General features: G+C 72.5%; 34 protein-coding genes and 5 pseudogenes. 9 read left to right on the forward strand and 30 right to left on the reverse strand.

Going from position 1 to position 23,050, the window contains the following annotated elements; translation table 11 throughout:
* Positions 1-13 precede the first annotated feature (13 nt).
* The 3 genes and pseudogenes from RBJ77_RS18725 to RBJ77_RS18735 all read right to left on the reverse strand — a co-directional run bounded on the left by RBJ77_RS18725 (position 14) and on the right by RBJ77_RS18735 (position 1,045).
* Positions 14-307 carry a thiamine pyrophosphate-dependent enzyme gene (locus RBJ77_RS18725; protein ID WP_372346315.1) on the reverse strand — a complete coding sequence of 98 codons (294 nt, stop codon included), beginning with the start codon at positions 305-307 and terminating at the stop codon, positions 14-16.
* Positions 308-371: 64 nt separating this feature from the next.
* Positions 372-671: pseudogene (locus tag RBJ77_RS18730) on the reverse strand (thiamine pyrophosphate-dependent enzyme); the annotation flags it as partial.
* 62 nt (positions 672-733) lie between these two features.
* Positions 734-1,045: a hypothetical protein gene (locus RBJ77_RS18735; protein ID WP_372346316.1), complete on the reverse strand. Its 312-nt coding sequence runs from the start codon at positions 1,043-1,045 to the stop codon at positions 734-736.
* On the opposite strand from RBJ77_RS18735, the gene RBJ77_RS18740 reads away from it, so the two are divergent.
* Positions 926-1,414 (forward strand): hypothetical protein, encoded by a 489-nt coding sequence (locus RBJ77_RS18740; RefSeq protein ID WP_372346072.1) that lies wholly within the window; start codon positions 926-928, stop codon positions 1,412-1,414. The two genes, RBJ77_RS18735 and RBJ77_RS18740, sit on opposite strands and share 120 nt — an antisense overlap.
* Positions 1,415-1,493: 79 nt before the next feature.
* On the opposite strand, the gene RBJ77_RS18745 is transcribed toward RBJ77_RS18740, so the two are convergent.
* Both RBJ77_RS18745 and RBJ77_RS18750 read right to left on the reverse strand, forming a co-directional pair.
* Positions 1,494-1,652 (reverse strand): thiamine pyrophosphate-binding protein, encoded by a 159-nt coding sequence (locus RBJ77_RS18745; RefSeq protein ID WP_372346317.1) that lies wholly within the window; start codon positions 1,650-1,652, stop codon positions 1,494-1,496.
* Positions 1,653-1,688: 36 nt separating this feature from the next.
* On the reverse strand, positions 1,689-1,817 hold the full coding sequence (locus RBJ77_RS18750; protein WP_372346073.1) for a hypothetical protein: 129 nt from the start codon (positions 1,815-1,817) through the stop codon (positions 1,689-1,691).
* A 21-nt stretch (positions 1,818-1,838) separates the two neighbouring features.
* Here RBJ77_RS18750 and RBJ77_RS18755 point away from each other — a divergent pair, with 21 nt between their 5' ends.
* Positions 1,839-2,009, forward strand: coding sequence for a hypothetical protein (locus tag RBJ77_RS18755; protein ID WP_372346074.1), 171 nt, complete (start codon positions 1,839-1,841; stop codon positions 2,007-2,009).
* A 231-nt stretch (positions 2,010-2,240) separates the two neighbouring features.
* On the opposite strand, the gene RBJ77_RS18760 is transcribed toward RBJ77_RS18755, so the two are convergent.
* On the reverse strand, positions 2,241-2,525 hold the full coding sequence (locus RBJ77_RS18760) for a hypothetical protein (RefSeq protein WP_372346075.1): 285 nt from the start codon (positions 2,523-2,525) through the stop codon (positions 2,241-2,243).
* Between the two features lie 195 nt (positions 2,526-2,720).
* On the opposite strand from RBJ77_RS18760, the gene RBJ77_RS18765 reads away from it, so the two are divergent.
* Positions 2,721-2,942 (forward strand): hypothetical protein, encoded by a 222-nt coding sequence (locus RBJ77_RS18765; RefSeq protein ID WP_372346076.1) that lies wholly within the window; start codon positions 2,721-2,723, stop codon positions 2,940-2,942.
* Between the two features lie 473 nt (positions 2,943-3,415).
* Here the strand turns inward: RBJ77_RS18765 and RBJ77_RS18770 are convergent, their stop codons facing one another.
* The 6 genes and pseudogenes from RBJ77_RS18770 to RBJ77_RS18795 form a co-directional block, all read right to left on the reverse strand.
* Positions 3,416-4,207 carry an amidohydrolase family protein gene (locus RBJ77_RS18770; protein ID WP_372346077.1) on the reverse strand — a complete coding sequence of 264 codons (792 nt, stop codon included), beginning with the start codon at positions 4,205-4,207 and terminating at the stop codon, positions 3,416-3,418.
* Positions 4,208-4,554: 347 nt separating this feature from the next.
* On the reverse strand, positions 4,555-5,208 hold the full coding sequence (locus RBJ77_RS18775) for a hypothetical protein (protein WP_372346336.1): 654 nt from the start codon (positions 5,206-5,208) through the stop codon (positions 4,555-4,557).
* 62 nt (positions 5,209-5,270) lie between these two features.
* A pseudogene (locus RBJ77_RS18780) lies at positions 5,271-5,402 on the reverse strand (hypothetical protein); the annotation flags it as partial.
* Between the two features lie 324 nt (positions 5,403-5,726).
* Positions 5,727-6,431: a hypothetical protein gene (locus RBJ77_RS18785; RefSeq protein ID WP_372346318.1), complete on the reverse strand. Its 705-nt coding sequence runs from the start codon at positions 6,429-6,431 to the stop codon at positions 5,727-5,729.
* A 33-nt stretch (positions 6,432-6,464) separates the two neighbouring features.
* A complete protein-coding gene (locus RBJ77_RS18790; RefSeq protein WP_372346078.1) occupies positions 6,465-6,668 on the reverse strand; it encodes an urease subunit beta in 204 nt (67 codons plus the stop codon).
* Positions 6,652-7,150 (reverse strand): annotated as a pseudogene (locus RBJ77_RS18795) (urease subunit gamma). The gene RBJ77_RS18790 and the pseudogene RBJ77_RS18795 overlap by 17 nt, the downstream one beginning before the upstream one ends.
* 28 nt (positions 7,151-7,178) lie before the next feature.
* Between RBJ77_RS18795 and RBJ77_RS18800 the strand changes: the two are divergent.
* From RBJ77_RS18800 to RBJ77_RS18810, 3 genes are all read left to right on the forward strand, one after another.
* Entirely contained in the window at positions 7,179-7,529 is a 351-nt protein-coding gene (locus RBJ77_RS18800) for a hypothetical protein (protein ID WP_372346079.1), read from the forward strand.
* A gap of 344 nt (positions 7,530-7,873) precedes the next feature.
* A complete protein-coding gene (locus RBJ77_RS18805) occupies positions 7,874-8,140 on the forward strand; it encodes a hypothetical protein (RefSeq protein ID WP_372346337.1) in 267 nt (88 codons plus the stop codon).
* A gap of 47 nt (positions 8,141-8,187) precedes the next feature.
* Positions 8,188-8,409 (forward strand): helix-turn-helix domain-containing protein, encoded by a 222-nt coding sequence (locus tag RBJ77_RS18810; protein ID WP_372346319.1) that lies wholly within the window; start codon positions 8,188-8,190, stop codon positions 8,407-8,409.
* Between the two features lie 452 nt (positions 8,410-8,861).
* On the opposite strand, the gene RBJ77_RS18815 is transcribed toward RBJ77_RS18810, so the two are convergent.
* Positions 8,862-9,188 carry a hypothetical protein gene (locus RBJ77_RS18815; RefSeq protein ID WP_372346080.1) on the reverse strand — a complete coding sequence of 109 codons (327 nt, stop codon included), beginning with the start codon at positions 9,186-9,188 and terminating at the stop codon, positions 8,862-8,864.
* A gap of 675 nt (positions 9,189-9,863) precedes the next feature.
* Here RBJ77_RS18815 and RBJ77_RS18820 point away from each other — a divergent pair.
* Both RBJ77_RS18820 and RBJ77_RS18825 read left to right on the forward strand, forming a co-directional pair.
* Complete coding sequence (locus RBJ77_RS18820) at positions 9,864-10,106, forward strand: hypothetical protein (protein ID WP_372346081.1); 243 nt, start codon at positions 9,864-9,866, stop codon at positions 10,104-10,106.
* Positions 10,107-11,052: 946 nt separating this feature from the next.
* Positions 11,053-11,175: a hypothetical protein gene (locus tag RBJ77_RS18825; RefSeq protein WP_372346338.1), complete on the forward strand. Its 123-nt coding sequence runs from the start codon at positions 11,053-11,055 to the stop codon at positions 11,173-11,175.
* Between the two features lie 64 nt (positions 11,176-11,239).
* Here the strand turns inward: RBJ77_RS18825 and RBJ77_RS18830 are convergent.
* From RBJ77_RS18830 to RBJ77_RS18895, 14 genes and pseudogenes are all read right to left on the reverse strand, one after another.
* Positions 11,240-11,452: pseudogene (locus RBJ77_RS18830) on the reverse strand (Imm7 family immunity protein); the annotation flags it as partial.
* Between the two features lie 128 nt (positions 11,453-11,580).
* Complete coding sequence (locus RBJ77_RS18835) at positions 11,581-12,078, reverse strand: hypothetical protein (RefSeq protein ID WP_372346082.1); 498 nt, start codon at positions 12,076-12,078, stop codon at positions 11,581-11,583.
* A 212-nt stretch (positions 12,079-12,290) separates the two neighbouring features.
* A complete protein-coding gene (locus RBJ77_RS18840; protein ID WP_372346083.1) occupies positions 12,291-12,620 on the reverse strand; it encodes an SDR family oxidoreductase in 330 nt (109 codons plus the stop codon).
* A gap of 182 nt (positions 12,621-12,802) precedes the next feature.
* Positions 12,803-13,081 carry a hypothetical protein gene (locus RBJ77_RS18845; protein ID WP_372346084.1) on the reverse strand — a complete coding sequence of 93 codons (279 nt, stop codon included), beginning with the start codon at positions 13,079-13,081 and terminating at the stop codon, positions 12,803-12,805.
* A complete protein-coding gene (locus RBJ77_RS18850) occupies positions 13,081-13,233 on the reverse strand; it encodes a hypothetical protein (protein WP_372346085.1) in 153 nt (50 codons plus the stop codon). Before RBJ77_RS18850 ends, RBJ77_RS18845 begins: the two co-directional genes overlap by 1 nt.
* A gap of 972 nt (positions 13,234-14,205) precedes the next feature.
* The gene (locus tag RBJ77_RS18855) at positions 14,206-14,343 is read right to left on the reverse strand and encodes an AvrD family protein (protein WP_372346086.1); all 138 of its coding nucleotides are present in this window, start codon (positions 14,341-14,343) and stop codon (positions 14,206-14,208) included.
* 449 nt (positions 14,344-14,792) lie between these two features.
* Positions 14,793-14,936 (reverse strand): annotated as a pseudogene (locus RBJ77_RS18860) (AvrD family protein); the annotation flags it as partial.
* A gap of 377 nt (positions 14,937-15,313) precedes the next feature.
* Positions 15,314-15,700, reverse strand: coding sequence for a MarR family winged helix-turn-helix transcriptional regulator (locus tag RBJ77_RS18865; protein ID WP_372346087.1), 387 nt, complete (start codon positions 15,698-15,700; stop codon positions 15,314-15,316).
* A 466-nt stretch (positions 15,701-16,166) separates the two neighbouring features.
* Positions 16,167-16,508 (reverse strand): hypothetical protein, encoded by a 342-nt coding sequence (locus RBJ77_RS18870; protein ID WP_372346088.1) that lies wholly within the window; start codon positions 16,506-16,508, stop codon positions 16,167-16,169.
* A gap of 156 nt (positions 16,509-16,664) precedes the next feature.
* Positions 16,665-17,597, reverse strand: a complete 933-nt coding sequence (locus tag RBJ77_RS18875; RefSeq protein WP_372346089.1) for an MFS transporter — start codon at positions 17,595-17,597, stop codon at positions 16,665-16,667.
* A gap of 191 nt (positions 17,598-17,788) precedes the next feature.
* Positions 17,789-18,235: a VOC family protein gene (locus tag RBJ77_RS18880; protein ID WP_372346090.1), complete on the reverse strand. Its 447-nt coding sequence runs from the start codon at positions 18,233-18,235 to the stop codon at positions 17,789-17,791.
* Between the two features lie 76 nt (positions 18,236-18,311).
* Entirely contained in the window at positions 18,312-19,679 is a 1,368-nt protein-coding gene (locus tag RBJ77_RS18885; RefSeq protein WP_372346091.1) for a Fic family protein, read from the reverse strand.
* Positions 19,680-19,751: 72 nt separating this feature from the next.
* Positions 19,752-20,033: a hypothetical protein gene (locus RBJ77_RS18890; protein ID WP_372346092.1), complete on the reverse strand. Its 282-nt coding sequence runs from the start codon at positions 20,031-20,033 to the stop codon at positions 19,752-19,754.
* Entirely contained in the window at positions 20,026-20,712 is a 687-nt protein-coding gene (locus RBJ77_RS18895) for an SMI1/KNR4 family protein (RefSeq protein ID WP_372346093.1), read from the reverse strand. The genes RBJ77_RS18890 and RBJ77_RS18895 overlap by 8 nt, the downstream gene beginning before the upstream one ends.
* On the opposite strand from RBJ77_RS18895, the gene RBJ77_RS18900 reads away from it, so the two are divergent.
* On the forward strand, positions 20,701-21,051 hold the full coding sequence (locus RBJ77_RS18900; protein ID WP_372346094.1) for a hypothetical protein: 351 nt from the start codon (positions 20,701-20,703) through the stop codon (positions 21,049-21,051). The genes RBJ77_RS18895 and RBJ77_RS18900 overlap by 12 nt on opposite strands.
* An 18-nt stretch (positions 21,052-21,069) precedes the next feature.
* Here RBJ77_RS18900 and RBJ77_RS18905 read toward each other — a convergent pair whose 3' ends face one another.
* From RBJ77_RS18905 to aac(6'), 3 genes are all read right to left on the reverse strand, one after another.
* A complete protein-coding gene (locus RBJ77_RS18905) occupies positions 21,070-21,888 on the reverse strand; it encodes an STAS domain-containing protein (protein ID WP_372346095.1) in 819 nt (272 codons plus the stop codon).
* A gap of 113 nt (positions 21,889-22,001) precedes the next feature.
* On the reverse strand, positions 22,002-22,403 hold the full coding sequence (locus RBJ77_RS18910; protein WP_372346096.1) for a response regulator: 402 nt from the start codon (positions 22,401-22,403) through the stop codon (positions 22,002-22,004).
* Between the two features lie 115 nt (positions 22,404-22,518).
* The gene (gene aac(6'), locus RBJ77_RS18915) at positions 22,519-22,992 is read right to left on the reverse strand and encodes an aminoglycoside 6'-N-acetyltransferase (protein ID WP_372346097.1); all 474 of its coding nucleotides are present in this window, start codon (positions 22,990-22,992) and stop codon (positions 22,519-22,521) included.
* Positions 22,993-23,050: the final 58 nt, after the last annotated feature.

Genomic DNA, 23,050 nt, shown 5'->3' on the forward strand with positions numbered 1-23,050 from the left:
GTGCAGGGTGAGGTCAGACACCGGCGGTCTCCTTGCGCAGCGCGCGCCACGGTGACGCCGGGGCGAGCCGCCCGTCGGTCACCTTCAGCTCGATGAGGGCGGCCCGGCCGCAGGCCAGGGCGCGATCCAGGGCCGGCCCGAACTCCTCGGTGACGGTGACGGTCTCGCCGTGGGCGCCGAAGGCCCGGGCGTACGCGGCGAAGTCGGGGTTGCCGAGGGCGGTGCCGCTGACCCGGCCGGGATAGGTCTGCTCCTGGTGCTGGCGGATGGTTCCGTACTGGGAGTTGTTCAGGACGAGGATCAGCAGGGGCGGCGCCCTCGGTGACGGCGGTGGCGAGCTCCTGTCCGTTCATCAGGAAGCAGCCGTCGCCCGCGATGGAGACGACGCGGCGGCCGGGGTGTCGGAGGGCGGCGGCCACGGCGGCGGGGATGCCGTAGCCCATCGAGCCGTTGCGCGGGGCGAGTTGGCGTCCGCCCGCCCGGTGGGTGAGGAAGCGCTGGGCCCAGATGGCGTGCGGTTGCCCGCGCCGAAGGTGACGACGGCGCCGGCGGGCAGCCGCGCGTCGAGCGCGGCGAAGACGGCGCCGAGGTCGAGCGGGTCGTCGTCCGGCGCCGGGGTGCGGAAGGCGAGGTGGGCGGCGGTCCTGCTTGGTGAACGTGGCCCAGGGCACGGGCCCGCCGGGCCGCAGCCCGCGGACGGCCGCCCCGAAGGCGGCGGGGGCGGCGAGCAGGGTCAGTTCGGCCCGGTGCAGGACGCCAGGGGCTGGGCGTCGGGCAGCACCTGCACGAGGCGGGGCCCGCTGCCGTCGTGCGGCAGCAGCGTGAAGCCGTCGGTCGTGACGTCGCCGGGCGCGGCGCCGACGGCGATCAGCAGGTCCGCCGTGCGCACCCGTTCCGCGAGCCGGTCGTCCCGGCCGTAGCCGAGGTGTCCGACGTAGTTCTCGGTCTCGTTGTCGAGCAGGTCCTGGCAGCGGAAGTCGACGGCGACGGGCAGCGACCACGCCTGGGCCAGTCGCGTACGTCGGCGCGGGCGTCGGGCGTCCAGCGCTGCCGCCGAGGATCACGAGCGGCGCTCCGCGGTGGTCAACAGGGCTTCGAAGCGGGCGAGTTCGGCAGGGGCGACGCCGCCGTCCGGGACCAGGGCAGCGGGGTGGCGTCGGGGACCTGGACGGTGTCCGTGAGCATGATCCTCGGGCAGGCCGATGACCACCGGCCCCGGGCGGCCGCTGCTCGCGACGGCGGGCAGGCCCGGGCCACGTACTCGGGGATGCGGGCGGCGTCGTCGACGGTCTCGACGAGCTTGGCGCAGGCGCCGAACGTGCCGCGCAGGTCCAGCTCCTGGAACGAGTGCCGGTCGGTGTGGTCGCGCGGGACGAGGCCGATGAAGAGGATCAGCGGGGTGGCGTCCTGGTAGGGCGGCGTGCAGGGCGACGAGCGCGTTCGTGGCGCCGGGGCGCGGGTGGTGAAGCAGATCCCGGGGCGCCCGGTAGAGCTTAGCCGTGCGCCTCCGCCATGTAGGCGGCGCCGCCTTCGTGCCGGCACACCACCATGCGGACCGGGGCGTCGTGCAGGGCGTCGAGCGCGGCGAGGTAGCTCTCGCCGGGCACGCCGTACGCGGTGTCGGCGCCGTGCGCGGCGAGCTGGTCGATCAGGACCTGGCCGCCGGTGCGCGGGCAGGTGGTGCCGGTTCATGCGGGGACCTCGACGTTCTGGGACGGGGTGGAAGAGTGCCGCGCCGGCTGCAGGACCGTCCCGGCGGCGAGGGAGCCGGCGACGGTGCAGGCGGCGATGGCCATGAGCAGCAGGGCGGCGCCCACGAGGCGCCGTCGGCGGCGCCGGTGAGCGAGGTCGCCATCAGCGGCACGAAGCCGGACAGGACGCCCGCGAGGTTGTACGACATGGCGACGGCGCTGTACCGGAACTCCTCGGGGAACATCCCGGAGACGACGGCGCCGATCGGTGCGTACGGGATCGACAGGGCGCCGATGCCGAGCGAGACACCGAGGTAGACCAGGCCGGTCTCCTCCGTGTCGACGAGCCAGGCAGGCGGAACGCCACGGCCATCGTGACGAGCGCGCCGAGGGCGCAGACCCGCCAGGCACCGATCCGGTCGGCGAGCCGTCCGGCGAGGACCAGCACCACGATCTCGACGACCGAGCCGATGACGGTGGAGCTTTGAGCATCGTCTGCTTTCGTCGATGCCGAGTTCGTCGGTGCCGTAGGAATGATGAACGTGCTCATCAGGAAGAAGCCGCCCACGCCGAGGAACGCGGCGCCCACGCCACGATCATGCGGCCCCAGGTGCGCCGGAACGCCTCGACGAGCGGTGCGGGCTTCGGCCCCTGTTGCGTTCGGCGTCGTCCAGCATCTTGCGGAAGACCGGGGACTCCTCGATGTGCATGCGCGGGTAGAGGCGCGAAGCCGAGCAGCGGGAATGCGATGAGGAACGGCAGGCGCCAGCCCCACGAGTAGAAGGCGTCGTCGGGCAGCGTGCCGACCAGTGCGAAGGCGCCGCTGGACAGCAACGTGCCGACGGGCGAGCCGAGTTGGGGGATGGACGAGTAGCTGCCGTGCTTCTCCTTGGGCGTGTGTTCCAGAGGTGAGCAGCATCGCGCCCGACCATTCGCCGCCCACCGATATGCCCTGGAGGAAGCGCAGGGCGGACAGCAGTGCGGGCGCCCAGATGCCGATGGTGTGTCGTACGTGGGCAGCATGAGCCGATGCGGCCCGTCGTGGCGCCCATCATCACGACCGTGATGATCAGTGACACCTTGCAGGCCGTGGCGGTCACCGATGTGGCCGAAGATCGCGGCGCCGATGGGCCGGGCCACACGAATCCGACGGCGAACGTCACGAACGAGGCGATCGTGCCGACCGCGGCGCCGGATCCAGCTCGGGGAAGAACAGCTTGTGTGAAGACGAGCGCGGCGGCGGTGCCGTAGAGGAAGCAGTCGTACCACTCCAGTGCGGTGCCGCTGAAGGCTGCCGTCAGCAGTCTTCTGATGTCCTTCAGGTCGGGCTTGCTGGGCGTGCGCACGCGTTCTCTACGGGAGGGCGGCCCGGCGGCCGGGAGGGACGGGGACCGGAGCGTGCGGTGCGGGTGAGGGCGGCCGGGTCGTGGATCGGGATCGCCGCCCACGACCGTGGCGAGGACCCGGATCGCGCCGATGCGGTCGGGGTCGGTGCGTTTGGACGGGGTCGCCGTCCGTGGATCGGTGAGGTCGGCGAGCTGCCGGGGACGAGGCGCCTCGCGCCCGCCGAAGCCGGTGGCGCGAGCGGATCCCTCGGTCCAGAGCGCGCAGCGCGGCAAGCGACCGGAACGCTCTCGTCCGGACCGCACGGCACGCCCGTCCGGTCAGTCGCGTGACCATCGACTGGATCGCGGGCAGCTGGTGCGCCGGGCGCCACGGGCCGGTCAGGAGCTGCCGGGGACGGGCAGTCCAGGTCCGCGGCGAGACGCCTCATCCGGTACGACCAGGCGGTGCGCTCGCCGAGCTGCGGCGGCCATCGCGTCGCCGAAGGCGTGCAGGAAGTTGTGCTGCGGCACGGGCACCACGCCCAGCTCGGCGAAGCGGGCCAGCTGGTCGGGGCGGACCACGCCCGCGTGCTCGATCCGGTGCCGGAGCGCCGGGGCGCGCGCGCTCGCGCGCGGGCTCCGCGCGATCGCGTCGTCGAGGGCGAGGTCGACGGCCCGGTCGCCGATGGCGTGCGCGGCCACGGTCCAGCCGGACCGGTGCGCGGCGACGACCAGGTCCGTCATCGCGTCGGCGTCGCCCTGGAAGTAGCCGGTGGGCCGCTCCTCGCTGTGGGGACAGCCGCAGAAGGGCTCTGTGACGGCGGCCGTGCGGCCCAGCAGCGAGCCGTCGAGGAAGATCTTCACCGGTCCGAGGGAGAGCCGGTCGTCGCCGAATCCGGTGCGCAGGCCGAGGTCGAGCCGAGCGTGATGCCGTCGTCGGCGTGCGAGGTCACGCGGTGCAGCACGCCGGACGCGGCCATGAGCTGGGCGCGGGTGTGCCGTCCGTCCGGTGTCGCGGGCGAGTTGGTAGGCGCCGAGCTCGACCGGTGTGGCTGGCCGATCCAGCCACCGCCGGTGCCCGCCTCCGTGAAGCTGGTGACTCCCTCGGTGAGGTAGCGCCGGGTCGCCGCGCTCGACGGCGTCGGCGACGGTCTCCACCGGGTACGGCAGCACCTGCTGAAAACGTTGCACGAGCGCTGCGCGGTCTCCTCCAACAGGCCGTCCGGGCGGCCGAGTCCGTCGCGGGATACGACGCCGCCGACCGGGTCGCGGAAGGCGTCGTCGGCTGCGCGCCGGCCGCGGCGAGCACCGGGGTGTTGACGACGCAGGCGTGTCCGGAGGTGTGCTTGAGCCAGACGGGCCGGCCGCCCGCGGCGCGGTCGAGGGCGTCGCGGTGCGGATGGTGGCCGCCGAGCTTGTGGTGGTCAAGAGCCCGGCGCCGATCGCAGGCGTCCGGGGCGAGGTGCGCCGCGTACGCGGCGACGGCGGCGTACACCTCGTCGACCGAGCGGGCCGTGGAGACGTCGAGCTGGGTGAGGTCAGGCCGAGCCAGGCGGTGTGGCAGTGCGCGTCGTTGAAGCCGGGCAGCACGGTGGCGCCGCCCGCGTCGAGTCGCGCCGCGCGGGCAGGTCCGCCACGTCGTCGTCGAGCCCACGACGGTGCCGTACTGGGACGCCGAGGGTGTGGGCGGTGGACGGTCGGGATCGAGGGTGCGGATGCGGGCGTTGCGGACGAGCAGGTCGAGTCTGCATCGGGAGTGGCTGCCTCTCAGGCCAGGTGGTGCAGTTGCGCGAGCGGCAGCTCGGTGGCGGGCGCGCAGTGCCGGTGGCCACGCCGTCGACGAGGACGGGCGCGGGCTCGCGGGGCACGACGACGCGCGGTGTCGCGGTGTTGTGCAGCATGTCGGCGCGCGTGAGACCGCGGCTGCCGCGGATCGGCGCGTACGTCAGACCGCTCGGCAGGGCCGCCCGCGCGGCCCGGTCACTGGAGGGCGGCCTCGGCGACGAAGACCTTGGCGAGCCGGGCGGGCGCGGCACCGAGCGCCCGTAGTAGGGCCGGTAGACGCGCGGCTGGGTGAGCCGGGTCGATCCGGAGCCCGAGCCGGTGTTGCCCCACGCCACGAACCCGGACTTGATGACGAGCTCGGGCTTGCTGCCGAACCGCTTGGGGTCCCACAGCACGAGGTCCGCCATCCGCCCGCCTGCACGCTGCCGACCTCGTGGGCCAGGCCGTGGGCGATCGCCGGACTGAGGGTGATCTTGGCGAGGTAGCGCAACGCCCGTACGTTCTCGGGCCGTTCCACTCCCCCGCCGCCGTTGGCGAGGGCCTGCACGTGGGCGAGCTGCCAGGTCCGGCGCACGGTCTCGGCGATCCGGCCCATGCCCATGGAGTCGGAGTTGACGATGGAGATGGCCCCCAGGTCGTGCAGCGGGCGTTCTCGGCGGCGATGGCGTGCTCGCGGATCCGGCCCTTGAGATCGCGACGTCGCTCGCGGAGTGGTGGTTCTGCCGGTGCACGGTCATCGTCATCGGGAAGAGCTCCCCGACCGTGTTCGGGGTGTACGGGATGGTGGGCGTGGTCGACGACGGCAGGATGTTCGGCTCGGAGAGGATCTCCAGGAGTCGCGCCCGCCGCCGCCCTCCACGTGGTACGCGTGCATCGGTCCGGCCCCGCGTGGCGCCGGTGGTGTCCCGCAGATAGCCCGACTCGTTCATGGAGTCGGTGTGCAGGGCCACCGGAAGGTCGGCCTGCTCGGCCGTGTCGAGGCAGTTGTCGATGATGCGGGGCGTCGCCCCGAAGTCCTCGTGGATCTTGAAGCCGCCGGCCCCGGCGAGGGTCGACCTCGTCGAGCAGCGCCCGCGAACTCGACGAACCCCGGGCCAGGAAGGCGATGTTGAGCGGGGTGCCCTGCCAGGCGCTCATCAGGTGTGCAGGTTGTGGGCGGGTTGCAGCCGATCTCCCAGACACCGCCCAGGCCCATGCCGACGAGCGTGGTGACGCCCGCGGAGAGCGCGGCGGCGCCACTTCGGGCGAGGAGAGGTGGACGTGGCTGTCGACGATGCCGGGTGTCGCGATCAGCCCTTCTCCCGGCACCACTCGAGGTGTGCGAGTCGATGGCGTACTCGACGTCCATGACGTCCGGGCTGCCCACGCGCCCCGACGGAGACGATACGGCCGTCCTCGATGCCGATGTCGGTCTTGCGCACCCGAGCACCGGGTCCATCAGGACCACTCCCGCCACGACCATGTCGAGCGCCGAGTCACGGTCGGAGCGCGAGGCCAGCAGTCCGTCACGGACCGTCTTGCCGCAGCCGCCGAGGAGTTCGTCGCCCGGCGTGCCGTCGTCGGCCTCGACCTCCACCCACAGGCAGGTGTCGCCGAGCCGGATCCGGTCGCCGGTCGTGGGCCCGTACAGGGCGTGGTACGTACGTGCGGCGGTCGATGCTGGTCATGCGCGCTCCTGGGTCTTGCGGCTGGCGGGGACGAGGACGACCTCGCGCTCCTCGCCGGGCGCGAAGGTGAGCGCGGTGCCGGCGGCGATGTCGAGGCGCAGCCCGCGGGCGGCCTCCCGGTCCAGTTCGAGGGCCTGGTTGACCTCGTGCAGCGGGTAGTGCGACGAGACGTAGACGACCGTGTCACCGGTGTTGCGCACGGTCAGGGTCGTGCGGGGCGCCCCACGTTGATCTCGACGGGCTCCGGGCCGTGCGGACCGCGCCCGGTGGTTCGCGCTGCCGGGCCCGATCGGGCGGTCGACGGCGACGAGCGAGGTGCCGCTCGGGAAGAGCGCCTCGACCTGCGCGAGTCGTCACGATGTCGGCGACGCCGTCCAGCACGTCGTCCGCGGTCAGGACCCGGCCCGCCGCCTCGATCACCTCGTCGAGGCTCAGCCCGTCCCAGGCGGCCTCCAGGATCTCGTCGCAGATCAGGGCGATCGACTCCGGGAGCGTTGAGACGGCGGCCCCGCGCGCGGCGGCGCCGGGCGAGCTCGGCGACGGTGAACAGCTGGAGCCGTTCCTGTTCTCGAGGGGTCAGATGCACGGCCGGGTGGCCCTCCTGTGCGACGGGGCCCGGGCGGGGCGCCGCGGGACTGCCCCAGCTTCCGTGGCAGCAGGCACAAAACCAACGTTGAAACATCGCCCCTACGTCACCCAGGATTGGTCACATGCACAATCCACTCCGCCCGGACGCCGAACTGCCCCCGCCCTCACCGCGCATCGCGGAACTGGCCGGGCAGTGCCTGGACAACATCGACGGGCTGATCGGCGACTGGCTGGAGATGGTCCGCCCGGTCCGCACCACGTACGCGGACCGCGTCCCTGACATCCAGTTCCGGGACACCGCCTGGCACGCCTTCGAGCTGCTGCTGCGCACCGTGGCGCAGCTTCCGGTGCCGCCGCACATCGCCGGCGTCTCCCAGCGCGTGGGCGAGGACCGCGCCCGGCAGGGCGTCCCGCTCGACTCGCTCCTGCAGGCGGCCCGGCTGACTTCCGCGTGGTGTGGGCAGCGCTCGTGAAGCGCGCGCGACCCGGCGGACATGACGGAGCTGGTGGAGTCCGCTACCACGTGCGTGGGAGGCCGTCGAGGGACACGTCACCGGGATCATGACGGCGTACCAGCGGACGATCCTGGAGATGGGGCGGCGCGAGGAGGACGAGCGGCGCATGTGGGTCGCCCGGCTCCTGAGCAGCGAGGGCCGCAACCCGACGGTCGTCAGGACGCGGGCCTCGCCCTGGGCTTCGCGGCGTCGGGCCGCTACCCGGCGCGCGGCGTCGTCCGCGGCGGACGAGCTCAGAGACTGCACCGGGCGGCGCATGCGATCCCTGCGGGCGGCGGGCGCGCCGGTGCAGCAGCAGAGTGGTGGGCGGGGACGCCGTCCTGGTGGTGCAGTTGGGCAGCCGCACCACGCGGGAGAGCGTCCTCGACCAGCTCGGCGACTCGCCCTGCGGTGTCGCGCCGCCGACGACGGGACTGTCCTCGGTGCCGCGCGCCGCGGTCCTCGCCGTGGCGACGGCGCAGGTGCTGCCGCCCGACGCCACGTCACCGCGGCTGCTGGAGGACAGCTGGCTGGACGTGCTGGCCACCAGGCGGGCGACTTCGCCCACGATCTGGCGGCCGACGTCCTGAGCGGTCTCGACGGCCCCGACGTCACCGCCACGGAGGCGGACCGTCTGCTGCAGACGGTCCGTACCCACCTCTCGGGCAGCGGCTCCGTCGCGGACACGGCCGACGCCCTCTACTGCCACCGGAACACGATTCAGCACCGCTTCGCCCGCTTCCACCAGCTGACCGGCCGCGACGTGCGCAGGCCCGGCGACACGGCTCTGGTCGCGGTGGCGCTGCGCGCCGCGCGCGCGGGTGACCTCCCGTCGCCGGTCAGACGCGCCCACCGGTGAGCCGGGTGACGGAGCCCCTGCCCGGCCGCCCTCCGCGCGGCGGCCGGCGGCGAAGGAGGTCGCGACCAGTGCGGTCGCGCCGACCCCGACGCCCGCGGCGACGGCCTTGCGGTTCTGACGAGCGCCCAGGCCGTCGTGGCCACGGACGTCACGCGCTGCGCGGCCGACGTCACGTTGTCGCGGGCGCTGGCCAGCGCGGCGCCGGTGGACGCGACCGCGTGGGCCGCGCCGGTGCCCGTGGAGTCGGCGGCACGCGCGGCTCCCTTGCCCGCCGACTCCACGGCGTCCGCGGTCTTCTCGGTCACCGACTCGGTGGCCGGTTCCGTGGTCTTGGTGGTGGCCGACTTCGCCGCCTTGCGCGGCGCGGCCCTTGATGGTCTCGTTCTGCTGTGGATTCGCCATGCTGTGCGGTTGGCCCGATCCGGCCGCGTCAAACAATGTCGCGCATCCGGTCAGCCGGACAGCTCGGCCCGCCACGGCCGCGGCCACTGCCCCGACGGCGGTGGCCGCCCGCGATGCCGAGGTCGTTCCTGGCGCTCTTGTAGAAGTCGTCGCGCGCCGCGTCTCGCCAGCTGATGGGCCCTGGTCCACTTGTCGGCGTCGACCGAGCCGTCCCGTACGAGGAGTTCGATGGTCCAGATCGTCTCGTGCCAGCGGCGCGCCGCCGCGACGGTCACGTCGTCCCCGACCAGGAGGACCGACTCCCACTCGGTGGCCGCCGGGACTCCGCCTCGGCGAGCAGGGGCAGCCCCTCGTCGGGCGAGCAGCGGATCGGCCACGTCGGTGAATCCGAGGGCGGAGCCGATGCGTTGGGCGATCCTGAGCTGGGCCTTGAGGGCGTTCGCGTACCGGCCGCGTGTCGTCTCGAAGCGCTTCTCGTCCGCAGCGCTCCTCCCGCTGCCGCTGCCATCTGCGACGCTCGGCTCGTGACTCTGTGCGGCGAACGAGCCGAGCGAGCCGTACCACGACGCCTATCAGCGCCGGAAGCTGATCGTAGAGTGACACGTTTCCGCTGTTCCTCTCTCGTCGGAGCGGGCTCGTCGGCGCGTGGCCGGCTCGGCCGCGTCGGCCTCAGCCGGACGGCTGACGCCTCGCACCCGCTCCACCCAGGCACTGGCGCGTCGAAGGCGGTGCGGTCGCGGGCAGTGACGCCGTCCGTGATCCACCAGTGTGTCGGGTTCTCTCCGTAATACCCGTACATCGGGTCGGCGCTCCAGTTCAGACCGGTTCGTCCCGGCCGTCGCCGTCGAAGTCCGCGGCCGTGTACGGGCGGGCGTGGCGGCGCTGGGCGGAGAGCTTCTTGCCGTGGGCCCGGGCGGGGCCAGTCGCGGACCATGGTCGCGGAGCCTCCCGCGCCGTCGAGGTCCTCCAGCAGGCTCACGCCGTCGGACGTCGGGAGCAGGATGCCGTCGCGGCCGTCGCGCCGTCCGGGTCCGCCGTCTCGCAGTCGAGCGGTGTGGAGAATCGCGGCGCGGGAGCGCGGACCGCGGGAGTTCGCGGCGGACCGGGGCCCGCCGTCTCCCGGGTACACCGTCAGGGAGCCGTCGACCTCGCTCGGTCTCCGCGCCGGGCTCGTCGTTGCGGCTTCCGTCGTCCCCGACGGCGACGTCGCGCCGCCCGTCGCCGTCGAAGTCGCCGAAGGCACGGGCGTTGCCCGCCCGCAGTTCGCGGCCCGGCCGGTGGCGGGCACGGTGTAGAGCGTGTTGCCCGACTGCTCCCGTCGTCGATCTCGTGCTGGAGCAGCGGTCGCCCAGCGGCTCGTCGCCGCCGTCGCCGACGGCGCCCGGGTCGGCGTACAGCTCTCCCGTTGCCGGGCAACGTTCCGGTCCGCGCGGGCGCTCCTGTCGACCGGTCGAACGGTCCGTACAGGAGCCACACGTCGCGGCCGAGTCCCCCACTCCTGCCAGGTCGGGGCGTCCGTCCCGTCGAAGTCCCCGCGCACCACCTGCCGGATCCCCAGCACGGCTGCTCGCTGCGGAGTTGTACGGCGTGGCCTTCCTGCCGGGTGCGCCGGGCCGTGCGCGGAGCCCCAGACGACGTACAGCGTGTATCAGCGTTGGGCCGTGACGTTGCCTGGGTCGCCCGCTCCTGCTCGACGTCGGTATCGCGAGGTCGGCGAAGCCGTCGCCGTCGAGATCGGCGGTGGCGCCCGGCGTGCGTCGACGTCCTCGGGCCGTCTCGACGCCCGACACCGACATCGGCGGCGGGCAGGCCGAGGTCGCTGCGCCCGTACACGGTCCGGGTCACGCCGGATCGAGTCCGTGCGACGCGACCCGTACACCACCAGGATCCGCCGTCGGCGGGCTCCCACTGCGGTTCGCCGCCCGGTGTGTCGAGGGGCAGCAGCAGATCGCGGTGGCCGTCGCCGTTCAGGTCGTCGGGGTCGCGCGAGCCCTGCCGGGAGCGGGGCGCGGCTCGCGTCGGCGCGGGGAGCGCGTCGGGCTCCTCGCTTCCCCGCGCGACGCCCCGCCGTCCCGTTCGCCCGGCGTTCCGCTGCCGCACCCGGCGAGTCAGCGCCAGCACGCCGCAGACGGCGACGAGCGCGGTGGGCGGGGCGGTTCTCCACGTCATGTGCCCCAGCCTCACACCGGGCCGGTCCGTCCCGCCCGCCGCTATCAGACTCGTTGTGAAGGATCTTCCAGCGTGGGGATGCGCGGGGACAGCAGGGCTTCGGTGTGCCGGGTGACCTGCCCCGACGAGCCTGACCACGCGCACCTCGTCGCCGTGCGCCGGGTCCTCGTCGTCGAGGATGTGGAGCAGCCGTAGGAAATCCGGGAGCCAACGCGGCCACCTGCTCGAACAGTCTCGACGTACATCGCTCGACGAGCGGTGCTCGCCTGGACGCTCCCAGGTGGATGAACGGCTCGCCGCCCTGTCCACCGGAGGTCGAGCAGGTAGGGTCGGCCATCAGGTCGATGCGACGCTGCAGTTCCGCGACGATCTGCCGCAGCCGGCCCTCGTCGTCGTCGCTCCCCGCGGTCTCCCGCACCGTGATCCAGCCGTGGTACTCGAACACGTCATCACGATTGTAGGAGACGGCCACCGTCCGCAGGGAGACGGCTCGCCGTCAGAAGCGCATCGCGTACGAGATGCGCCGCCGCAGGGACTTGACGCGCTGGGCATCGTGTGGAAGCGGGCGTCCTGCTCCAGACCCGGGCGCTTCGCGCACCCTCATGCGCCGGCCCGCTCGATCGCCTCGTCGAGCGGCATCACCAGGGGCAGGTCGAAGATCTCGACGACCGCTCCACGCGTTCCCGGACGCCGCCGCCCACCACGTGGTACGGGATCTCCAGCTCGTCCAGGGTGTCGATGAGCAGCTCGTCGGACATCCGGCGGAACGGTCGGAGACCGGCGGTGGCCGTCCGCCTTCATCTCGAACTCGACCGGCAGGTGCACGTAGGCGTCGTAGATCCGCTTGGCGCGCGCCTTGGCGACGGCGCCGTACGCGTCCATGTACTGGCGGTAGAACCGCTTGACGGGCAGCTCCCGCCACGTTCTTCGCCGTCCGCACCAGCAGGTTCGCGCCGGGTTGATGCCGACCCGCATGCGGGCGCTCGCCGTAGATCCACTCTCGTGGATCACAGGAGCCGTCGGAGATGAACGCTCCCTCCTGCCCGACTCGTTGTGGATCCGCTCCTCCAGCCGGCGCAGCGGCATCGTGAGCTCCATCGCGCTCAGTTCCTGGACCTGCTTGCCCGGGACGAGGTCGCGAGAGGATCTCCCGGGAGGTCATCGCGTGGGTACGAGGTATGCCCGTCGCCATCGACAGGGTCTCGGTCGTGGTGCTCTTGCCGCTTTCGGAGTACGTCCCGAGATCGCCAGGTGCGGTGACCGCGCCGCGGTGGCAGCGGCGGAGGCGCTCGTCGGGGCCGTGCTCGTGTTCATGGTGTCCATGGTGTCTTCTCTTCCGTCGTGGAGTGGCCCGGCCGGGGCCGGGGTGTGCGGTGCGGACTCGGCCGCCGAGCCCAGGCCGCCGCTGACCGGAGGACCGCTCCGGTGACGAAGCGGCCGGACTCACCGGCGAGGTAGCGCACGGCGGCGGCGACGTCGGCCGTCTCGCCGGCGCGGCCGAGCAGAGGGTGATGGAGAGGAGAGTGTGCGCGTCTGTCGTGCGCGCATCCGTGGCTCATGGCCGTGTCGATCAGGCCGGGCGCGACGACGTTGACCGTGATGTTCCGCGGGCCGGTCTCCCAGGCCAGGGAGCGGGCCATGCCGAGCATCCCGGCTTTGGCCGACGCGCAGTGGTGGCCTGGCCCGGCGCCCCGTACGCGTAGGTCATCGACGAGATCAGGACGATCCGCCAGCGTGCCCGCAGCATGCCGCGCACCGCGCGGCGGACGGTGCGGAAGGCGCCGTGCAGATTGACGTCGACGACGTCGGTGAAGTCCTCGACTCAGATCCATGCGCAGCGGGAGCTTGTCCCGGTGATACCGGCGTTGACGTACGCGCACCTCGACGGGCCCGTGGGCGTCTCCTCGGCCTGCCGGAACGCCGTGTCGATGCTCTCTCGGGTCCGCCATCTCGGCGCGCACGCCCAGCAGTCCGTCGGGCGGATGGCTGCTCGTCGCGGCTGGTGCGACGGCTGACGCTGGTCGCCGTCGGCGGCCAGGGCGGTGGCCACGGCGAGCCCGATGCCGCGGTTGCCGCCGGTGACCATGACCGAGCGTCCCATCATCGGCTCCTCGTGGCGGTGGTGGGCGGGGCGGGCCGTCGGCCGGTGAGCGCCAGGTTGCGTGCGGCGGTCTCGGCGAGCAGCCGGCCGATGTCCCGCTGGCTGAGGACGGGCCCGAGCGGATCGGCGTGCGGCGTCGGCGGCTGCTTCATCGGGTCGCCTCGCGGCCGGCCGTCGCCGCGGCTTACGCAGGCGCTGCGTGCCGGTGAACAGGTGCTCCACGGCTGCCGCGAGGCGGTCCGCGGTGAGCGCGCGTTCGGCCCGGGAGCCGGCGGGCGAAGCGCGGGCTGCGCGCAGTCCCGGCCGTGGTTCCCGGTCAGCTTAGGGGCGGCAGCAGTGCCATCGGCGTGCGGGACAGCTCTCGCGTCGCTCTCGGCGAGGAAGCGCGCGGCGCGCTCCCGGTGCTCGCCTGCAGGAAGCCAGTCGGGGAACGGCGGCCGGACGTCGACGATCTCGTCCCTCGTCGTCGGCGAGTCCGGCGCAGTCGCCGCCCTACCAGGTCGTGGACCACACGGCAGGGGGCGGCCTGCCACTCCTCGCGCAGCATCGGTACGTGGCTGCGGGCGTCGTCCAGCAGGACGAGCAGCGGCCGCTCGCCGTCGAGGTGCTCGCGCACCGAGCGTGCGCTGCAGCCTCGTCCGGCCACAGCCCCGTCGGTGTCCAGTTCTTCTTCCGTGCCCGGTGGCGGTCTCGTGCCAGACCACGCGGGCCGGGCCTTCGAGTATGACGAGCACGTCCCCTAATCGGAGCGTGGGTGTAAAACGCATGACGTGGTTCCCCGTTGGTGTTTCTGGCGTGAAACGCGCGCGCAGCGGCTCGACTCCTGCGCAGTGCCGGGACTGCCGGACGGCGAATCGAGCGGTGCATCGCCGTCCGGCGGTCCGGAATTAATGAAACCGACGCTTTCCGGTAGCCACCGAATTCTCCGAAATCCTGCACCCGGACGCCATGGGCAGCCCGGATACAGAATTGACCGGTAGCTGAGCGTCTTACGCGGCGTCCGAGCAGACGGTGGGCGAGCCAACAGCGCCCGCGATCCGGCGAAGTCGTCGACCGCCATGTTCCGCGGTCGCGCCAGCGCATGCCGCCCATGGCAGGATCCTGCTGTTCTCGGTAGCGCACGGTCAGGGACGTAGCTGCGTCCGAGCGGGCGTGCGGCGTGCGCGCGCGTTGATGACGAAGCGCCGCATCCAGAGGGTGTCGCTGTCGCCGCGCGACAGTCCGTCCTGGGCGTAGAGCAGGATCTGGGCCAGCTGGGCCACGCCCACGAGCGCGTCGACCAGGGAGACCGAAGCGACCGTAGGCCGCTTCCGCTCCGCAGGTGGGCGCGGTGGCGTCGGCGACGACGCGCTGAAGGACGCTGACCTGCTGGCGGTCCAGGTCGACGCGGACCTGCTCGGCGTGCTGTTCGTGCTGCTTGCAGCCCGCGCCGTAGTGGCGGGACCGGGCCGGCCGAGGGCCTGCTTCCGTCGGAGTACGTGACCGCTCGCCGGCCTGCCGCTGTGCGTGGACGAGCGTGCAGCGCACCTTCAGCCGTCCGACCCGGCACTCGAACGTGCTGGCCAGGGTGGCGTCGTCGGCCGGGCCTTCGACGGTGACGAGCCTGCCTTCCACGGAAAGTCCGTGAGCTCCTCGTGCGGGCTGCTCCCGGCCCGCGTACGTCGGCGTGCCGCAGCCAGATCCTGCGTCGCTCGGCGGGTCGAGGCGAGGCCCGGGCGATGTGCACCTCCGCCAGAGTGGCGGCGAGCACCAGCGCGTCGATGCTGCTCAGATGCGGCCGGAGGTCTCCGGCCCCCGACTTCGCGGGACCAGTCGTGCGGGTACGTGAGCGTCCCGCGTGCGGTGACGAGCGCACCCGGCCGGGCGCCGCCGTCGGTGGTGATGTGCGTGAGGGTCTGCGTGACGCGCTTGTACCCGCTCCGAAGCAGCGCGAGCGCCCGGCCCCAGGCAGCTGTCAAGAGATCCGTAGAATAACTCTTTGCTGTTCTTGCCGTTCCCTATGCAGTTCATTCCCCGTTAAACCTTCCCCCGTGTTCGGACCGCGCGGCCCGAACAGAGTCTAACACGGCGCACTTCGGAGAAAGCGCTTCACAGGAAGAGGATGTGACACCCTCCACAGATCCATCCAAAGGGTTTCCCATAAAGGGATTCAACAATTCCAGTTTCCGGTTCTCGTTCGGTTCTGGTCCGGATTCTCCTTCGGGTTTAGCCAAAACACCGGAGTCCCGGATCTCATTCGCAGGCGATCACGCGGGGCCAGCGGTCGGCGAGGAGTTCGCCGAGCAGCGCGCGCAGCCGGTCGCGGTCCTCCGCGGGCACCGCCGCGAGGAAGTCCCGCTCGACGGCGTCGACGGCCCGCCCCGCACGCTCCAGGGCCGCTCGCCCGTCGTCGGTGAGGCGCAGGATGTACCGCCTGCGGTCCGCGGGGTTGCGCCGCCGCTCCACGTGGCCGGCCCGCTCCATCTCGTCGATGAGGGCCACCATGGTCGTGGGGTCGAGGTGGAGCAGTCGGCTCAGGTCCTGCTGGGACAGGCTCAGATCGCTCTCCAGCGCGGCGAGCACGTAGAAGTAGCGCAGCCGCATGCCCTGTTCGGCGAGCGCGTGCTCCGCGTCCTCCATGAGGATCGAGCCGGCCTTGTTCAGCAGGTAGCCGGTCCTGCGGACGCAGAGGGAAGTCGAACCCGGCGGTCTGCGCCGGGGTGGGCGTCGCCTGTGCCATGCGGCCGTTCTGAGTTGCTCGGCTCAGCTGCTCGGCTGAGTCGCTCGGCTGAGTCGCTCGGCGCCGTCGAACGTCGCTGACACCGATCGTCGGTCCGGCAAAGCGTACTGGCGGTGGCACCGGGCCTCAAGGCCGGTGCCACCGCCAGTGCTTCGGTGTCCGGTCGGGGCCTAGCGCTCCCCACCGGCGGGCACGGGCTCCCCCACGGGCCGCCCGCCCGTGGCTCCGTCTCCCGAACCCCCTTGCGCGTCCTGGCTGTTCGCAGTGTCCCCCGGGCGCTCTCGTGCAGGTCCCTGGTGCGGATGAAGAGGAAGCCCACGAGCGAGCCGACGACCGCGAGAGCCGCGCACACCAGCATCACGTCGGTCAGGCCGTCCACGAACGCGGTGCGGGCCGCTGTCTCGAGGGCCGGCGCGAGCCGGACGGTGCGCGGTCGATCGCCTCGGCACCGCCGCCCGCGGCGACGGCGTCGCCGAACTCGTGGGCGGATGCGCCGAGTTGGCGGCCCGCGTCGGACTGGGCAAACAGATCGCTCACCCGGCCCTGGAACGCCGCTCCGAAGCCGGCGATCCCGATCGCCACGCCCACTTGCTGGAACGTCTCGTTGATCCCCGACGCCATGCCCGCCTTGTCCGGTTCGACGACGGCGATGGACAGCGACGCGCGCGGCGGGTTGAACAGCCCCATGCCCAGGCCGATGCCGAACATGCTCGGCAGCAGCGCGGTCCACGGCGTGTCCGGGCCCGTGAGGGCGACCAGGCCGAGCCGATCGCGATGAGGCCCAGGAGGTCCCCATCAGCAGCCGCTGCGGCACGCGGGTGGTGAGTGAGCCCGCGATCGCCGCGGCGACGAACAGCGTGCCGGTCAGCGGAAGGAACCGCAGACCGGTCTCCCACGGCGAGTACCCCAGCACGTTCTGCACGTACGAGACGAGCAGGAAGATCGCCGACATCGTGGCGGCGGCGCAGACAGGGTCACCACCGACACCCCGTTGAACGTCACGTTCCTGAACAACGCCAGCTGGAACATCGCCCGTTCGCCGCGCTGCCGCTCCACGACGGCGAACAGGGCGAGGAGGACGGCGGAGGCCGCGAACATGCCCAGGATGGGCGCGCTGCCCCACCCTTCGTCCTCGCCCCGCAGCAGCGCGAGGACCAGCAGGGTGAGCGCGCCGGTGAAGAGCACCATGCCCCACCAGTCGACGGCGGAGGCCACCTCCGCGCGGGACTCCCGCATCCGCAGCCCGCTCACGGCCAGGGCCAGCAGCCCGACCGGGACGTTCACCAGGAAGATCCAGCGCCAGCTCAGCCCGTCGGTGAGGGCGCCGCCGATGAGCGGCCCGAAGGCGATGGACAGCCCGACCACACCGCCGAAGATCCCGAAGGCCTTGCCGCGGTCCTTGCCCTGGAACTCCTGTCCGATGAGGGCCGGTCCGACGGCGAAGAGCACGGCTCCGCCGAGACCCTGCACGCCTCGGGCCACGGACAGCACGGCGACGTCGTTCGCCAGGCCGCAGGCCAGTGACGCCAGCAGGAACACGACGAATCCCACGTTGAAGACCCGCTTGCGGCCCAGCCGGTCGGCCAGCGAGCCGGCCGTCAGGAGCACCGCCGCGAGCCCCAGCGCGTAGGCGTCGAGCACCCACTGGAGCGAGGTGAAGCTCGCGTCGAACGCGTCCCTGATGTCGGGCAGCGCCACATTCACCACGGTCAGGTCGAGCAACAGCATGAACGTGGCCACGCACACCACGGCCAGGGTCCAGCCCCGGCCCCCGGTCGGCGTCGTTCGTCCGGACATCGTTCCCCCGAAATCTTAACGATCTAGAACTCTAATCATCGGCATTCCCGACGATTGGAGAAGCTACGAAGTCCCCGGAGGCGTGTCAATGGAGGCCGTGCGTCTCGGCCATGATCCGACCGGATTCCGCGCCTGGCCCCAACTCGGCCGAGAGCCCGTGCTGTTGGCGTCCGCCGGCCACGGCTACGCGGTCAGCCGGGCTGCGAGAACGCCTCGGTCGTGAGCTTCTGCAGTTCGGCCGTCGGAACGTCGCGGAGGTGCTGCGTCAGGCCCCATCGATGACCGAACGGATCGAGCAGCTGCCCCTCCCGCTCGCCCCAGAAGGCGTCGCTCAATGGCCGGATCACGGTGGCCCCGGCCTCCACGGCCCGCTGCCAGGCCGCGTCGACGTCGCCGACGTGCAGGTAGACGGCACCGTACGTGCCGCCGAAGTGCCGCGGCCCGAAGGACTCAAGCTCGGGGAACTCGTCGGCCAGCATCAGGGTGAGCGTGCCGATGCGGACCTGGACGTGGATCAGCCGGCCGCCGGGGACCACCAGCCGGGTGAGCTCCTCGGCCCCGAACGCCCGCTGGTACCAGGCGGATGCCTCGTCCGTGCCGCGCGCGGTGAGGTGCAGGGTGTGCGAGGTGAACGTCATGATCTGCCCTTTCCGGGTTCGGGCCCGAGCCGGCTCGGGCCGCCTTGCCCCTACGACAGTTCAGGGGCCCCGAATGTCAGCTCGCCTCCGGCCGCCGCGCCCCCGCGATGTGCAGGCCGACGTAGCGGGTGAGGCTCAGGGCGTCCTGCGCGCTGCCGGCCTGGAAGGAGATGCGGCGCAGGAGAGAGACGCTGTCGAGCGTGACGCCTTCGCGCGCCAGGACGTAGACGAGGGCGAGGAAGGCGGAGCGGGCGTTGCCGTCGTCGAAGGGGTGGAAGAAGCAGACGTCCAGGTAGGCGCGCGCGGCGCGGGCGGCCAGGGCGAGGGGCGCTCCGTGGTTCTTGGCGCTCTCGTGCAGGCAGGCGTCCAGGCGCTCTCGGGTGTCCGCGGCGATGCCGTAGCGTTCGCGGCCGTCCTTGGCGAAGGCGGGGAGGGTGCGGAACGCGGGCGGTCCAGGGGCGTCCAGGACGTGCCGCTGCCACGACCGGAGCAGCTCGAAGTCGAGCCGGGTGCCGCGCGCCGCGTCGGCGCGGAGCAGGTCGAGTGCGGTGAGCAGGCCCTGGGCGCGGGCAGGGTCGAGAGCGGCGTCGAAGGCGCGGATGTCCTCGGCCGCGCCGTCGCACACCGCCGTCACGGGCTGTCCCTCGTCCGGGTCGGCGGGTACCTCGGCCCAGGCGACACCGCCACGTACCGCGAGCCATTCCTCGAGGTGGTCGGCGGGCCGATCGGACGACGGTCGCGGCCGGTCGTCCGCCGGCAGCAGCAGCGCGAGGCGCTCGGAGACGTCGTCGATCACCACGGTGTCGGGTTCCGTCCAGCTGTGGAACCGCCCGCCGACGGCCGACTCGACCAACTCCCGCGCCACGTCCGGGTCGACGCCCCATCGGCTGAGGAACCAGCTGAGCACCTGTCGGCAGTGCGCGTGCCAGCCGCTGCCGCAGCCCGTGCGGTCGGCGACCCGCTCGATCAGTCTCCTGGCGGCGCGCTCCCACAGGATCCGCTGGTCGTCCACGGCGGCGGGGTCCAGGGGATACGCGTCGAACGGTGCGGCGAGGCCCTCCAGCCAGTCCCGCCACTCGCACAACGCGGCGACGACCCGGTCGAGCGTCTCCTCCGGTGTGGTGATCGAGTCCCGCGGGCAGCACCAGCTCCCGACGGGCCCGCCGTCGAAGTCGCCCTCGTCGTGCGCCCACCGCCAGCCCGCCGCCCACCGGCCGTACCGCTCGATCAGCGCGTACGTCATGGCATCCGCCCACAACCTGCCCTCGCCGTGGCTCCAGGCGCTCATCGCCGGATCGGCGGCGTGGAGCTCGGGGCGCCGCGGTACGCACCGGGCCGGGCCGAGCAGCGGTACGTCACGGGCGGCCCGCTCGGCGTCGAAGGGATGCCGGGCGGGGTCGACCTCGTCCCAGGTCAGCAGGCGCGGCCACAGATCGGATCTCACCCGGCCACCCTCGCCACCCACCACACCCGCGGACAAGTGCATTTCCGTGGACGCGGCGACCGGCCGGCAGCGCTACGAACCCGCCGCGTCGGTCGCCCGCTCCGTGGCGGCCGCCGCCTCGGCGAGCGCGCGGACGACGAGCAGCGCGGTCGCCTCGTCGCGGATCCCCGACGACTCCCCCTGCTCCACGAGCATCTGCGCCGCCGCGGGGACCGTGTCGCGGGCGAGCGCGAACTCCCCCAGAACCAGGTCCCGGCCGATCGTCTCGATCAGGGCGTCGAGATGGGGGACGACGTCGTACAGGGTCTGTTCGCCTGCCCACGGGGCCTCGCGAGCGGTCGGGTGCTCAGTCACGGGAAGGATCTTCCCGGGATTGCCCGGCCGCGTCGCGCAGCCAGTCGGTGTACCAGCGGGCGAACGTCATGGGCCGGCCGTCGCCGTCGAGGAGCGGTTCGAGATCGACGTCGTCCACCCGCCGGTCGGACCACATCGTGCCGCGGTGCCGGCCACTGACGACGAGCAACTCCCGCTGGGCACAGCCCAGATGGCAGATGCTGACGCCGCCGACGGTGCGCTCCGGGGCGAACATCACCGCGTCCCATCGCTCGTCCCACGCCTCGATGGCGTCGTCGAAGTCCTCGATGACGTCGAAGTCCTCCTCCTCGGGACGCTCGGACAGCAGGGCGTCGAGCACTTCGGGGTCGGGCCCGCGATCGGGGAACGGCTCGGCCAGTCGGGACAGGTCGGTCATGTCCGCGCCGTCCCCTTCCCATCGCCAGCGCCCCTGGATGCGGCGCACCGGAAAGAGGCCGTGCGCGGGGCCCGCGCCGCCCGCGCCGACGTGCAGCAGGAAGGTCCGGTACTCCTCCGGCAGCCGCACACCTATCTGCGCTTCGAGCTCACCCACCTCCTCTTCGGAAAGCGGCTCCTCGAGCACCCACCCGTGCTGCGCCGCCCCGAACACCGCGTCGCCCGACCGGGCACCCATCGCCTCGATCTGCCGTCGCACACCGGCCCACTGATGATCAGTCATGCGGCGACCGTACGCGCGGCCACCGACGGTGCCGGCCGAGGGGTCGGCCGAGCGGTCGTCCGCGCGCTGACCGCCGAGGGCGTGCGCGTCGTCGCCGCTGCCCGCACCGTCACCCCGGAGTTGGAAGCGTTCGGCGTCGTACCCGTCAAGGTCGACCTGGCGGACCCGGCGGGAGCCGAGCACCTGGTCGCCGAAGCCGGAACGCGCTGGGCGGGATCGACATCCTCGTCAACAACGTCGGGAAGGAGGTCGCGGCGCTCGTCACCTACCTCGCCCCGCGCCGCCGCGACGACCGGCACCGACCACCGCATCGACGGCGGAGCGGTCAAGACCGCGTAGGCGCGGGTCAACCGGGTGTCACACGAGGGCTTTGCGGGGCCGTGGCGACGACTGGTTGGCCCGGGCCAGGCTGGACAGGGCCCGGCGCTGCTCCAGGCTCCAGCGCCGCGGGCTCGCCGCGTGCACGGACACGACTCCCATCAGCCGGCCGCCCGGAGCCGTGATCGGCACGGAGGCGACGGCGGCCACGTGCTCCTCGTCCAGCACGTCCAGCGACGGCGTGCGCCAGAAGATGGGCGAGGTCGCCGCCTCCTCCACGAAGACGGCCGCGCGGTCCCCCGCGGCGGTGCCGCAGCTCGTCTGCTCGTCGTCGTCCGCAACCGCCTCGAAGTAGCTCAGGAAGGGCCGGTGGAAGCCGTGCTGGGCCGCGATGACCAGGGCGCGGCGCTCGGGTACGTACAGCTGGGCGTTGCCCTTGCCGGTGCCGCTGATCCGCAGGGCCGTGCTGAGCAGCTCGTCCAGGTAGGCGATGTCGTCACGGCGGTCCGGGATCCCGACGCCCGTCCGGCAGTTCCGGGCGATCTGGAGGGTGGTCGGCTCGCCGCGGAGCCGGAGCATCCGGACGACCTCGCTGTGGGCACGCTCGACGACCACCCGCCCCGCGGTGGCCGGCCGGCAGAGGAGGTCCGTCAGCCAGTTCACCGCGGCCACTCCGCAGAAGGTGACGCGGCTCAGGTCCAGCGCCACGGCGTCCGCCTCGGTCATCAGCTGCCGCACCTCCCGGTCCACGGCGGGCACGGACGCGACGTCCAACTCGCCCGCCACATGGACGACGGCGAGCTTCTCGGAACCGGTGACCTTCAACTGGACGTGCTGTGCGGGGCGAAACCACACCATGCCGCCTCCCCAGGGACGTGTGCGCGTGAGGGGATGTTAGGGCCGACAATCCGCCACCCGGCGCGACCTTCCGGGTTTTCCAGAAGGTTCGCGACAAGAGGGATATGGGACCCTCAGCGGGGCCCGGAGGTCTGCCCGCCCCCGCACATCACGTAGTTGGCCTTGACCCGCAGGGCGTTGAGGTCGATCGGCTTGCTCACGATGTCGGCGACGCCGACCTCCAGCGCCTCCGCCGCCAGATCGTCGTCCAGCCGCATCCCCGTGACCAGGAAGATCGGAATGCGGCACGTCTGCTCCAACCGCCGCGGACAGCGCGCCACTTCCATCCCGCTGAGCACCGGCATGCGCAGGTCCATGACGATCAGGCCCACCCCGCCCTTCAGCACCGCCTTGAGCGCGCAGGTGCCGCTGCCGGCCCGTTCCACGGCGTGCCCGAGCGGTGCGAGGGCGGCCTCCAGGGCCACGAGCGTGTCTTCGTGGTCGTCGACCAGCAGGGTCCGCAATCCGTCCGCCATGGTCGTTCCACCCCCGCCGTCCGTGCGTTCTCGCGTAGGGAGAGTGTGGGCCGGCGAGGCGGCTCCCTGCTGCGATTCGCGAAGGTCGTCGGCCTCTCGGTCAGGTCAGATCAGGTCAGGTGAGCTCCTCGGCGAGCAGGTCCATCAGCAGGCCGTCCTCCCAGCGCCCCGTCCGGTGGTCGAGCCAGTACGCCCGCATGATCCCGACGGGCTTGAAACCGACCTTGCCGTAGCTGCGGATCGCCGCGGCGTTCGCCGCCGCTGGATCGATGGTCAGCCGGTGGTGGCCCCGCTCGTCCACCAGCCACCGGGCCAGAGTCCGTACGACGTCGGTGCCGAGTCCCCTGCCGTGGTGGCGCGCCGACAGGAAGATGTCGATCCCGGCCCGCCGGAACTCGGGATCGGTCTCCTCGTCGAACTGGACCGCTCCGATGACCTCGCCCTCGTGCAGGACGGCGAGCATCTTGTCGAAGTCCTCCGGCGGCGACCACCACGCCGCGACCTCCGGCTCCCGCACGATCCCGTGCAGGATCTCTCCGTCGTCCGCCGTCACGGGCCGCAACACGACCTTGTCCCCACGCAGTTCCATGCCCCGCAGTATTCCCTCAGTACCTCTGGCGGGCGTTGTCGCCTCGGGATACTGGTGC

Origin of the sequence: Streptomyces sp. KL116D (assembly GCF_030766975.1) — a bacterium.
GTDB lineage: Bacteria > Actinomycetota > Actinomycetes > Streptomycetales > Streptomycetaceae > Streptomyces > Streptomyces longispororuber_A.